Origin of the sequence: Rheinheimera sp. EpRS3, assembly GCF_001513785.1 — a bacterium.
GTDB lineage: Bacteria > Pseudomonadota > Gammaproteobacteria > Enterobacterales > Alteromonadaceae > Alishewanella.
This window is the reverse complement of record NZ_LNQS01000008.1, coordinates 247,105-259,972: the sequence shown is the minus strand read 5'-3', so window position 1 is coordinate 259,972 and position 12,868 is coordinate 247,105. Positions and strand designations below refer to the sequence as shown.

Below are 12,868 nucleotides of genomic sequence, written 5' to 3'. Positions count from 1 at the left end.
GCTTAAAAACTGTGTTCGCTGGCAGGGAAGGTCTGGCTTTTTACTTCGCTGACATAAGCAGCAATTGCGCTTCTTATTTCGCCGGTTTGTGCCAGATAGTTCTTGGAAAATTTCGGAATATAGCCACTGCTGATGCCGAGTAAATCATGCATTACCAGCACCTGGCCGTCGGTAACATTACCGGCGCCAATACCGATAACCGGAATGCTTAGCGCTTCAGTAATGCGTTTAGCTAAGGCGGTGGGTATGCATTCTAACACCAGCAACTGGGCGCCGGCGTCTTGCAGCGCTTTGGCTTGTGCAACCATGGTATCGGCGGCAGCATCGGTTTTACCCTGTACTTTATAGCCACCAAAGATATGCACCGACTGCGGTGTTAAACCTAAATGGCCGCATACCGGCACGCCGCGCTCGGTTAAGGCTTTTACGGTGGGCAATAAAAAGTCGCCGCCTTCAAGTTTCACCATATTGGCACCGGCTTGCATCAGCGGTACTACGTTTTGTAACGCTTGCTCCAGGGTACCGTAGCTCATAAACGGCATATCGGCGATGACGAACGCATCCGGCGCACCGGCGCGCACGGCACGGGTATGGTAAGCAATGTCGTTAACGGTAACCGGCAAAGTATCGCCGTGGCCTTGCAGCACCATACCTAAGGAATCGCCAATTAGCAGTACATCCACGCCTTGCTCAGCAAATAACTTAGCAAAGCTGGCATCATAGGCTGTCAGCATAGTGATCTTGTCGCTTTGCTGCTTCATTTTCTGTAATACGGCAGTGGTGATCTTAGCCATAATCTTCTCATCCGACCATTAACGCAGGACGCGCAAGATCGCACAAAGTGCGATTAGCTGCAACTGCTGTGAAGTTTTTGCAGGCCATTTTGCGATACCTGCGCCAGTAAAGAGGATAATACAGTACCGTCCGGCAGGTTAAGCTGGGGGGCAATTTCGTAAAGGGGATACAGTACAAACTCACGTACACGCAAGCCATAGTGCGGCACGGTTAAGCGTTCAGTGGCAATAACCTGATTGCCGTACAGCAGAATATCTAAATCCAGTGTACGTGGGCCCCAACGCTCGGCTTTACGTTTACGGCCCTGCTGCTGTTCTATCTGTTGCAGTGTATCCAGTAGCTGCTCTGCCGTTAGTGTGGTGTCTATTGCGGCTACGGCATTAACATAATCGGGTTGATCTTGCGGCCCCATAGGTTTAGAGCCGTAAAAGCCGGATACTGCCACCAGCGTACTTTGTGCCAGCTGCTTAAGCGCCTGCACAGCTTGCTGCAGTTGCACTACCGGCTGATCCAGGTTAGCACCTAGACCAATGTAACAGCGTAGCGGCGTCATTATTCTGCCGTGGGTTTACGTTTATAACTGCGACGGCGACGCGGGCCTTTATCGATGCCTTCTTTGCCCAACTGGTTGATCAGCTGCAACCGGTCGGTTTCGTCAGCAAACTGAAATCTTTCCCACCACAGTGCCAGCTCAACTAAGCTGCCGCCTTCGGCTTCGGCACGTAATTGCAGAAAGTCAAAGGCACCACGAAACTTAGGCTGCTCCAGCAGTTTAAAGGCCCGGCGCCCGGCGCGTTTGGTTAAACGGCTTTGCAGTGCCCAGATATCGCGCATTGACAGCGTAAAACGCTTAGGGATAGCAATAGTGCGCTGAATATCGTCCAATACTTCGGTCATGGCGATATTCATTGCATCAATTTCACTTAAACCGTCGGTTATCAGCATTTGGCTGCGAAGCTCTACCGGGTACCACAACAGGGCGGCAAAAATAAAGGCCGGTGTTACCGGTTTATCAGCTTCAACCCGCTCATCAGTGTTTTGCAGGGCTTTAGTGGCTAACTGAAACGCTTTGCCTTCCGGTTCCTGTTTTAACAGTTTATCCAGTTGCGGCAGCAGCTGTTTTAATACTTTGCTGTCACGCATCAGCATAAAGTTATCAAAGGCTTTACCGGCCAGTAGCAGCTTTACCAGTTCGTCAAATAAACGCGGTGGCGGGATATTTTTCAACAGTACCGCCAGCTGTGCTATTGGCTCTGCGCTGGCTGGGGCAATTTGCATATTCAGCTTGGTAGCAAAACGGATAGCGCGCAGAATGCGCACCGGATCTTCGCGATAACGTGTCTCGGGGTCGCCAATCAGTTCAATTTTACGTGCGGCTATTGCCTGCATGCCGTTGGCAAAGTCATAAACACAGAAATCATTGACCGAGTAATACAGCGCATTAACGGTAAAGTCACGCCGCTCAGCATCTTCTTCAATGGTGCCGTAAACGTTGTCACGCAGAATTTGGCCATGATCACTTAAGCTGGCTGTTTTTAACTTAGGTGCGGTGTCGGCTTCGTCATCGGCGCCACTGTGGTGGCCTCGAAAGGTAGCAACTTCAATAACTTCACGGCCAAATACAACATGGGCTAAACGAAAACGGCGGCCAATCAGGCGGCAGTTACGAAATACCTGTTTTACCTGCTCGGGTTTGGCGTTGGTTACCACGTCAAAATCTTTTGGCTTAAGGCCGAGCAATAAATCGCGGATGCAGCCGCCAACCAGATAAGCATCAAAACCAGCATCTTTGAGACGGTACAGTACTTTAAGCGCGTTCGGGCTGATGTCTTTACGTGAAATAGCATGCTGATCGCGGCTTAAACGCTGCACGGCAGGCAACAGGCTGGCACCCGGAGCCGGGCGCGGTGCTTGTTGCACTTTGCCTGCAGCTTTAGTTTTCTGGTTGTTTGCCTTAGTGGCCTTGCCGCCAAAAGTGCGGCGGCAAAAATCTAACACTCGCGAAATAATGATAATTCTCCTGACAAATACAGCCTTGAGCTGCATTCTGAAACAGCCCTGAGCTGCACGGTAAAACAGCACCAGGCTGCATTTTCAAAAACCGGCTAATAATACCGCAGCCGAAACAAAAAAAGAATTAAACTGGGCAAGCTTAACGAAATTCTGTGCTGCTTATTTCCATTTGCAGCGGTACTTTGGCAAGCTGCCAGTTGGTAATGGCCCAGCTTAGTTGTTCTGTAACCGGGGCTTGTTCTAATTCTGCCGGTGGCGGGTGGCCAAGAAAAGACAACACTTTACGCATTACCCCAGCTTCAGGCCACTGGCTGATAGCGGCAGCATGGTTTTGTTTACTCAGCTTAAACCCCGGCTGCAGCACTGCAAGAGGCAAATGACCATAGCGTGGCACAGGTGCGCTAAGCAAGCGACACAATGCTTGTTGCCGAGGTGTCATCTGCAGTAAATCGGCGCCACGGATCACTTCGGTTATACCCTGATCGATATCATCTGCCACTACCACCAGTTGGTAAGCATACAAACCGTCGCGGCGTTTAATAATATAATCTTCCTGCGCCAGTTGTGTAGTTATCTGTTGTCGGCCAAATAACAGATCGGTAAAGTGGGTGTTGACATTGTCGCTGCGCAGGCGCCAGGCCAGGTTATCAGCGGTTAATTGCAATGCGCCACAGCGGTTGTCGTAAGTACCGCCCATTTCACTGATTTGTTTGCGGCTGCACTGGCAGGCATAAATCAGCTGTTGCCGCTGTAACTGGTTAAAAATTTCATTGTAGCGTTTTAGGCGCTGGCTTTGATACAACACCTCGCCATCCCACAGTAAACCAAATTGCTCCAGTGTGCGCAGAATATCGCTGTCGATGCCCGGCACCATACGAGGCGTGTCGATATCTTCCATCCGCACCAGCCACTGGCCATGCTGGCTTTTGGCCTGCAGATAGCTGCCAACCGCAGCAATAAGGGAACCGAAATGAAGTGGGCCGGAGGGCGAGGGCGCAAACCGGCCGATATAAGCGGGACTAACAATTGGCATCGAAGCGGGCATCTTAGCCGCCCAGTTGCTTTTCCTTGATTTCTGCTAAGGTTTTGCAATCGATACACATATCAGCCGTTGGACGGGCTTCCAGGCGCTTAATACCAATTTCAATACCGCAGGTGTCACAGAAACCGAAGTCTTCATCTTCAATTTTCTGTAGTGTTTTCTCAATTTTTTTCAGTAGCTTACGTTCACGATCCCGAGCACGTAGTTCTAAGCTGAACTCTTCTTCCTGAGCGGCACGATCTACCGGATCGGGGAAGTTAGCAGCTTCATCTGCCATATGATTCTTGGTGCGATCAACTTCTTCGCGCAGCTGCTGACGCCAGGCGTCGAGAATGCGGCGGAAATGTTCCAGTTGCTTCGGGTTCATATACTCTTCCCCGACAGCTTCCTGATATGGCGCTACGCCTGCAAGGGCAAGTAAGCCCAGCGTTTTGGTAGTATTGCCTTCTGGCATAATCATCTCCTGTATAATGCCAAGCGAAAAAATATGGCGGCTATAGATAGCAGAATATTGCTGGCATCGCAATCAGATTTAAAAAGACGCGGAAGTATACAGACTAGCGGGCATATCGTCATCTTATTTAATTTGCCGTAATTTAACGCGCGCTTTAGCGTGGCGCAGCAGCAAAATAACGAGCTTCTGTTTCGCTCGCAAAGCCTTGTGATACACTGATTAGCATCGCATTTAACGCAAAACCGCACTGATAAAAAGGGTGACAGATGACAGACGTTGTGCAAATTCAGCTACAGGCAGAAACCGTGGCAAATAAATGGGGTAAAGCTTTACTTACCCCTACCGAAAATGGTTTTCAGATCCACTTTAATGCCCAGGACGCGCAGCGCAGTGTGCAAAAGGCCGCGCGCAGCTTAGATAATTTAGGCTTAACTCAGGTACAGTTAACCGGTGACAACTGGACACTGGAACTGCAATGGGCATTTTATCAGGGCTTTTGCAGTGCAAAAAAACAAGGTGGCGTGCTGTTTAACAGTGATGCCGCGCAGACTCAACTGGAACAACTGGCACAGTGTTTTAGCTGGGCAAAACACCTGACAAACCAAACACCGGATGAATTATACCCAGAGCAACTGGCAAAACAGGCTGCCGCTTTTATTACAGATATTGCGCCCAAAGGCACGGTTAACAGCCATATTTTGCTCGATGAGCAACTGTTAGAGCAAGGCTGGAATGGCTTACATGCTGTAGGGCGTGGCAGTGCCCGCAAACCGGCTATGCTGGTACTGGACTATAACCCGACTGGCCAGGCCGATGCGCCGGTTAGTGCTGCGCTGGTGGGGAAGGGTATTACCTTTGACAGTGGCGGTTACTCGATTAAAGCCACTGAAAGCATGCTGACAATGAAATGTGATATGGGCGGCGCTGCTACTGTTACCGCAGCACTGGCTTTGGCGATAAAGCAGGGCTTGAATAAGCGCGTACAACTTATTTTATGTTGTGCAGAAAACCTGATCAGCAGTAATGCCTACAAGCTGGGCGATATTATTACTTATAAAAACGGCACTACTGTTGAAATTGTCAACACCGACGCCGAGGGCCGCTTGGTGTTGGCCGATGGCCTGATGTGCGCGGCACAAAGCGGTGCCGGGCTTATTATTGACGCGGCTACCTTAACCGGTGCGGCCATGACAGCAGTTGGTGCGGAATATAATGCGCTGTTTGCATTGGATAAAACCTTAGCGCAAAAGGCCCTGGCTTATGCCGAGCAAGTGCAGGAACCTACCTGGCAATTACCGTTGGAGCTATGGCATCAACAGCAGTGTCCGTCAGCTTATGCCGACACGGCCAACAGCCGGCCGGTAAAGGGCGGCGGCGCTGGCGGGGCCAGTAACGCGGCCGGGTTTTTAAGCCGTTTTGTGCCTGATAAAGGCAAAGGTTGGCTGCATTTTGATTTAGCAGCAGCCTTTAACAACAACAACAACGCGTATTGGGCGGCCGGAGCTACCGGGCAGGGTATTCGCACCATCAGCGCCACCTTACTTGGCGAAGCCTGAAGCTTAACCCAAAAGCTTAACAAGGTTGGGGCGTCAGCAAAAAACAGGGTAAACTGACGCCAATAGAGTTTTTTCGGGTTAAGTTGTGTTACCTGTCGCTGACATTTTTCCGCAATTGCTGTCACTGTTACAGCAACATAATAAAGTGATTTTGTCGGCACCGCCCGGTGCCGGCAAATCAACTTATCTACCGTTGTACTTATTGCAGCACCCCGATTTTGCCGGCAAAAAGCTATTAATGCTGGAACCGCGTCGTTTAGCGGCCAAAAGTATCGCTGCGTATTTGGCGGCACAACTGGGTGAGGCTGTTGGCGAAACTGTAGGTTATCAAATTCGTCAGGAGCAAAAGCACTGCAGTAAAACCCGTTTGCTTATTGTTACTGAAGGCGTACTCACGCGCAAATTACAGCAAGACCCTGAACTGACTGCCGTGGATCTGCTACTGTTTGATGAATTTCACGAGCGTTCACTGCATGCGGATTTAGCACTGGCGTTGTGTCTGGAAGTGCAACAATTAAGCCCTGAGCTGCAATTATTAATTATGTCTGCCACATTGGATATGGCGCAACTGGCCGACAAACTTAATGCCCCGGTAGTGGCCAGTGAGGGGCGCAGTTATCCGGTAACAGTCGAATATGCACTGCCGGGTAGCCAACCGCTGGCGCAGCAAATTGCTGCCTTAGTGCAGCAGGCGCTGAATAAACATAACGGCAATATCCTGGTATTTTTACCCGGCCAGGCAGAAATTAACCAAAGTGCCCAGTTGCTGGAGCAGCAGGGTTTAGCTGCCAATGTGCAACTGCACCGTTTATTAGGTAGCCTGACACTGGCGCAGCAGCAAGCCGCTATCGCAGCGCCGCCGGCAGGGGTACGCAAGGTGGTGCTGTCAACTAATCTGGCCGAAACCAGTTTAACCATAGACGGCATTACCGTGGTGATAGACAGCGGCCTGTGCCGGCAAAGTCGGTTTAACCCGCGTCAGGGCTTAAGCGTGCTGGAAACCTGTGCTATAAGCCAGGCGGCAGCCACCCAGCGTGCCGGGCGTGCCGGGCGTTTGTCGCCCGGCCACTGCTACCGGCTGGATACCGCAGAAAAATGGCAGCGCCGTGCCCGGTTTGAAGCGCCAGAGATTGAAGTAAGCGATTTAACCGCCCTGCGGCTTGAAGTTGCTGCCTGGGGTTGTCAGGTGGATGATTTGCAGTGGCTAACACCGCCGCCGGCAGCAAATTTAGCTGTGGCAGAGCAGTTATTACAACAGCTGGGCTTTATTGACAGCAAAGGGGTAATTACTGCCAGCGGCCGGCAAGCGCATAAACTGGCTACGGATCCCAGATTAGCGGCCATGTTGCTGCATGCGCAGCAACTGGAGCTACAGGGGCACCGGCATGCATCGGCTCTGGCGTGCGTGCTGGCAGCAATACTGGAAGATACGCGCGTACTGCAGGGCGATATATACAGCCTGCTTGGCCGAGTAAAGCAGGCATTGCCACAGCAGTGGCAGCAAGCGCAAAGTTTTGCCCGTTTGCTTGGTTGTCAGCTAAGCGAAATGTTACCGCTGGAATTAGTACCGGTGCTGGCGTTGCGGGCTTTTCCGGACCGGCTGGCCAAGCGCCGGGGTCAGGGCTATCAGTTAGCCAATGGCATTGGCGCAGTGCTGCAAGACAATCACAGCCTTAGCGGCCAGCCCTGGCTGGTGGTATTGCATATGCAGCAGTTTGGCCGTGAAAACCGCATTTACCATGCCGTCAGTATTAGCCCTGATGCGGTGTTGTCGGACTGGCAGGCCGAGCTTCGCTGGCAAACGCAAACCTTCTGGGATGACAAAAGCGGCAGCTTTTTTACCGAGCAACAACTGAAGTTTGGCCAGTGTTTACTGGCTGCCAAGCCAGCAGCTTTGCAGTTAAGCGCAGAGCAAAAGCAGTTGGCGTGGCAGACCTATATTAATAATAAAGGCCTGAGTTGCCTGAACTGGGCTGAAACCGCATTACAACTGCGCGCAAGAGTTAGGTTACTGCAGCAACAGCAGAGCGATGCTGGCTGGCCGGATTTTTCTGAAGATGCTTTACTTGCCACTTTACCCAATTGGTTGGGCAGCTATCTGGCACAAATCAGTAAAAGCACGGCTTTAGCGCAGATCCCACTGTATGACGCGCTGCTACAATGTTTAAGTTATCAGCAACAGCAACTATTGAACCAGTTATTACCCACGCACTGGCAGGCGCCCACCGGTTCACGGCTTAGCATTGATTACCTGGCCGAGGGCGGCCCCAGGCTTTCAGTGCGGGTTCAGGAAATGTATGGTCAGATGCAGTCGCCAACGTTATTGCAGGGCAAAATAAATATCACAGTAGAGCTGTTGTCACCCTCCAGACAACCGCTACAGGTAACGCAGAATTTAGCCAGTTTCTGGCAAAATGCCTGGCAGGAGGCCAGAAAAGAAATGCGCGGACGCTACCCGAAACATTATTGGCCGGAAGATCCGGCGCAGGCCATGCCGACAACGAAAACTAAAAAGGCGATGTTACGATGAGCAGTAAAAAAGACAGCCCCCGGCGCAGCAATAAAAAGCGTGCTACGCCAGATGTGCTGCGCTTAGCCTGGTGGCATAAACCTTTATGGTTGCTGGTTAAAGTGGCGTTGCTGTTGTTGGTGGTGCTGGCTTTTTATTTTTTGTACCTGGACAGCAAAATCAGTAAAAAATTTAGTGGCCAGAAATGGCAGGTGCCTGCACAAATCTATGCCAAGAGTATAGAGCTCTATCCCGGTAAAATTCTGACACAACAACAGTTTATTCAGCAGCTGAACTCACTGCAGTATCGGCGCAACCCGGCGTTATCGGCAGCCGGGCAATACAGTGTGTCGCGCAATCATGTCTCAGTTTACCGGCGTCCCTTTATGTATGTTGAAGGCTATGAGGCGGCGCAGCTGTTTAGTGTCGAGTTTAACCGTGGCGGTATTAACCGCATTACCCAGCGCCAGCAAAAAGAAGCGCTGAACTTTGCCCGGCTTGAGCCACAGCTGATTGACCATCTGGTGTCGGCACAGCAGGAAGACCGTGAGCTGGTGCAGCTACAACAGGTGCCAGAAATTTTTAAAGATACCCTGCTGTTGGTTGAAGACCGTGACTTTTATCACCACCACGGTGTGTCACCTCTGGCAGTGCTGCGGGCGTTGTGGGTAAATATTACTGCCGGGCGCACTGTGCAGGGAGGGTCGACACTGACACAGCAACTGGCAAAGAATATGTACCTTAGCAGCGACCGCACCTTGTGGCGTAAGCTCAACGAGGCCATGATCGCGCTGGTGCTGGATTATCGCTTTAATAAAGATCAGATCCTCGAAGCTTATCTGAATGAGGTTTTTGTCGGACAAAACTACGCGAATGCTGTGCATGGTGTTGGCCTTGGCAGCCGGTTTTATTTTGGTAAACCACTGACAGAATTAACGGCAGCCGAATATGCCTTGATGATCGGCATTTTAAAAGGGCCGTCATACTTTGATCCGCGCCGTTTCCCGGCACGGGCTAAAGAGCGACGGGATCTGGTATTGCGGTTGATGTTCGAGCAAAAATTTCTTGACCGCAAACAGTACGAGCAAGCGGTAGAGCAACCAATAGTGGTGATTTCCCGCAGCCAATACATGAATACAGGTTTTGCTTCTTATCTGGATGCGGTTAAAAAAGAACTGCGCCAGTTAAATATTGATGAGCAATATCAGGACAACGGCATCAAAGTATTTACGTACCTAGATATTCAGGCTCAGGCAGCGATTGAGCAAGCTGTTAGCAGCCAGCTTGCCCCGCTGGATCCGGAATTACAGGCCGCAGCGGTAGTAGTGGACTACCGGCAGGCAGAAATTAACGCCATGATAGGAAGTAAAGTGGCAGTGCAGGGCGGCTTTAACCGGGCTACTGATGCCAGACGTCAGATTGGCAGTATTATCAAGCCGGTTATTTTTCTTGAAGCTTTAGCCCAGCGTGGGCGCTACACATTAGCAACACCGTTGGATGACAGCCCGATCCGTTTACGTAGTAACGATCAGGACTGGCAACCACAGAATTTTGATAAAAAATTCAGAGGTCAGGTTAGCTTGCTGGATGCACTGGTTAACTCGCTTAATATTCCTACCGTAAGGCTGGGGTTGCAGCTTGGCTTGCCTGCTATCAGTGACGGTTTACGTAAGCTGGGATTAAACCGCAGAGTAAAACTGCATCCGGCAGCATTGTTAGGGGCTGTTGAGCTAAGCCCGCTGGAGGTGACGCAGTTGTACCAGACACTGGCGAATAACGGTATACACCAGCAGCTTAGCACTTTGTATGCAGTAACTGACGCAAATGGCCACCCACTGCATATGCGCGATCACCAACTGACGCGGCGCTACAATGAACAAGAAGTGTATTTGTTGCAATATGCGTTAATACAAGCAGCAAAAACAGGTACGGCACGTGCGCTGAGCAGTGCTTTCCCCGGCGAGATTTTAGCAGGCAAAACAGGTACATCCAGTGATTATCGGGACAGCTGGTTTAGTGGCTTTGATCAGCAAACGCTGATGACAGTGTGGTTAGGTCGTGATGATAATAAAGCTATAGGGTTAACCGGTGCTAGCGGAGCGTTAAATGTTTTTAGCCGGTATTTTACGCTGCAGGGCGTGAATTCACTGCTCAGAGCCATGCCTGAACAGGTATCTTTACAGGCATTCTCAGCAAAAACTGGCTATCCGCAACCACAAAATTGCCTTAACGTATTGTTATTACCTGCGATTTCAGTTGAAATGCCATTACCAACCGAATGTATAGAAGAATAACAACGATTGTCTGAACCTATGGCGATAAAACCAAACCAGCTGTTACAGGTTGGTGAATGGCAGTATATACCTGAGCAGGACAAACTGATGAAGTTTGATGCTGAGGGTAGGCTGAGTATTACCGCAGATTTAGATAACCTTTGTCAGAAGGTAGCTAACTACTTTATTGTCAACGCAGGCAAGCTGGTTACAAAAGATGAGCTGCTACTTGATGTATGGGGTATCCGCGACGTATCTGACGGCAGGGTAACGCGTGTTATCCGGGTGCTGCGTGTTGCACTGGGGGATGACACCCGTGAGCCCCGTTATATTGAAACCATTCCAAAACGCGGTTACCGCTTTATTGCGCCGGTAACTGAAATTGTGCCTCTGGCGGTTGAAGAACATACCCAGCAGGCGCTTAGTCCGGCAAATACCGATATCACGCCGGTAAAGAGAAACCCCTTATTAGTTAGTGTATTGGCCTTCGCGGCATTGCTGATCATGGTTGTTACCTGGTGGCTATGGCCTGTAGATAACGCAGGAAGTGATGATGCCGCCAGCGCGATTCCTATGTGGCGTTACACCCCTGTCACCGCGCTGGACGGGCTGGAGTTTTACCATAATGTCTCCGTGGATGAGCGATATCTGGTGTATAGCTATGCTGCGCCTGATGCTAACAATGTAGCCGTGCTGATGTTGCAGGATTTGCAGGAACATAAAAGGGTACAGTTAACTGATAAATCCTATAGTGGCTTTGGTGCCGTATTTAGCCCTGACGGAACTAAGATAGCCTATCAACGGCTTTATCAGCAGGAAAGGTGTGAAGTGCGCATTATGTCGCTTAGCGCAGATAGAACTCAGGTGCTGGAAGATAATTTACTCAAACACTGTGGTGAGAAATCGGTATCGATCAGAATTACCTGGTCACCTGATGGTCGCTATATCGTTTATCCCAATATGGATGACGTTAAAAAGCAGATGGTTTTACAGATGACGTCGGTCGATAATACCATTTCAGAAGTGCTTACGGTACCGCCTTCAAGCAGTTTTGGTGACTATGCCGCGCGTTTTTCCCGTGCTGGAGATCAATTGGTATTCCTTAGAGAAGCCGCAGGTTCTGCGCAAATCTGGTTGCTTAACCTTGCAGATAGATCCACACGTTTGTTAACGAAAGTGCCGGATACCTTTCCAGGCAATGTAGACTGGGATTTAACAGACAGCTCTATTATTTACCCTTCTGCATCCAATGCGCTAGGCAGGGTATGGCTGGATAAAGGTGAGCCTACCATCCTGGCTTACACAGATGCGTATGCGAGTGAGTTGCAAGTAACAACATCAGGCAAAATTGTTACGTCAATTGGTAACTTTTCCAGAATAAACCCGAAAAAAGTGTCAAACCGTATAAAGAGCAATGAGTCTCACAATGAACCGGTATTCAGCTCTAACCGGAATGAAACTTTTGTTGAGGCTAACCCTGTAGAGGGCGGACCTGCGGCAGTTGTATCAAGGCGCTCAGGCTCGCAGCAGGTATGGCTGTTTTATAATGACGGACGGCAGAAACAGCTAACGAATTTTAGTGAAGCTCAGCGTATTCGCAGTTTAATGTTCTCCCCGGACGGCAGTAGACTAATGGTGCAATTAAATGAAGAATTATGGCTTTTTGATATTGAGGGAAATCCACTGAAAATAGCTGGCGAGAAAGATGCCGTACTGGCGTTTCCCAGCTGGTCCAGAGATGGTAAATCGTTATTTTATTCAGAATCGAGACAAGGGCGCTGGCAGATTATAAAGCGTGATATCAATGATCTTGGCAAACTGGATGTTTTTGCCAATGACAAAGAGTACTACTACGAAAGTTATTACGCCGACTATGCATTCTGGCGCAGCAGCAGAGATAAACAATTTTACATACAGTGGACTGGCGAACCGCCGAAAAAGCTGAAAATTTCATTACCTGAAACACAAATTATGTTGAAATTTGAACTGCGTAAAACAGGTATTTATTACTCTTATCTTGTTGACGAGCTCAATTACCGGTTGAACTATCTTGATTTTGCTGCCGATGAAATTACCAATGTGCTGGAGCCTATCCAGTTTGGTCGGTTTAGTATCAGTGCCGATGAAAAATATATTTTTATGCTGGAGTACGATTTTGGCGATATGGATATTGCTGTAATTGAGAGCGACGTCGACGTTTTATAAAAAATTTATCTGAAAGTCATC

9 protein-coding genes are annotated in these 12,868 nt (G+C 49.8%); 4 read left to right on the top strand and 5 right to left on the bottom strand.

What is annotated here, in order from left to right; all coding sequences use genetic code 11:
• Positions 1-2: 2 nt before the first annotated feature.
• From panB to dksA, 5 genes are all read right to left on the bottom strand, one after another.
• Positions 3-794 (bottom strand): 3-methyl-2-oxobutanoate hydroxymethyltransferase, encoded by a 792-nt coding sequence (gene panB, locus AR688_RS09820; RefSeq protein ID WP_068232715.1) that lies wholly within the window; start codon positions 792-794, stop codon positions 3-5.
• A 53-nt stretch (positions 795-847) separates the two neighbouring features.
• Positions 848-1,348 (bottom strand): 2-amino-4-hydroxy-6-hydroxymethyldihydropteridine diphosphokinase, encoded by a 501-nt coding sequence (folK, locus tag AR688_RS09815; RefSeq protein ID WP_068232712.1) that lies wholly within the window; start codon positions 1,346-1,348, stop codon positions 848-850.
• Positions 1,348-2,841 carry a polynucleotide adenylyltransferase PcnB gene (gene pcnB, locus AR688_RS09810; RefSeq protein WP_156420273.1) on the bottom strand — a complete coding sequence of 498 codons (1,494 nt, stop codon included), beginning with the start codon at positions 2,839-2,841 and terminating at the stop codon, positions 1,348-1,350. The genes folK and pcnB overlap by 1 nt, the downstream gene beginning before the upstream one ends.
• Before the next feature lie 106 nt (positions 2,842-2,947).
• A complete protein-coding gene (gene gluQRS, locus AR688_RS09805) occupies positions 2,948-3,841 on the bottom strand; it encodes a tRNA glutamyl-Q(34) synthetase GluQRS (protein ID WP_197412195.1) in 894 nt (297 codons plus the stop codon).
• Between the two features lie 13 nt (positions 3,842-3,854).
• Positions 3,855-4,304 (bottom strand): RNA polymerase-binding protein DksA, encoded by a 450-nt coding sequence (gene dksA, locus AR688_RS09800; RefSeq protein ID WP_068232704.1) that lies wholly within the window; start codon positions 4,302-4,304, stop codon positions 3,855-3,857.
• A gap of 266 nt (positions 4,305-4,570) precedes the next feature.
• Between dksA and pepB the strand changes: the two genes are divergently transcribed.
• The 4 genes from pepB to AR688_RS09780 all read left to right on the top strand — a co-directional run bounded on the left by pepB (position 4,571) and on the right by AR688_RS09780 (position 12,847).
• Complete coding sequence (gene pepB, locus AR688_RS09795) at positions 4,571-5,860, top strand: aminopeptidase PepB (RefSeq protein ID WP_068232702.1); 1,290 nt, start codon at positions 4,571-4,573, stop codon at positions 5,858-5,860.
• Between the two features lie 85 nt (positions 5,861-5,945).
• On the top strand, positions 5,946-8,390 hold the full coding sequence (gene hrpB, locus AR688_RS09790) for an ATP-dependent helicase HrpB (protein WP_068232698.1): 2,445 nt from the start codon (positions 5,946-5,948) through the stop codon (positions 8,388-8,390).
• Positions 8,387-10,663: a penicillin-binding protein 1B gene (gene mrcB / locus AR688_RS09785; protein ID WP_082694732.1), complete on the top strand. Its 2,277-nt coding sequence runs from the start codon at positions 8,387-8,389 to the stop codon at positions 10,661-10,663. Before hrpB ends, mrcB begins: the two co-directional genes overlap by 4 nt.
• Positions 10,664-10,681: 18 nt before the next feature.
• Positions 10,682-12,847 (top strand): winged helix-turn-helix domain-containing protein, encoded by a 2,166-nt coding sequence (locus AR688_RS09780; RefSeq protein WP_068232695.1) that lies wholly within the window; start codon positions 10,682-10,684, stop codon positions 12,845-12,847.
• Positions 12,848-12,868: the final 21 nt, after the last annotated feature.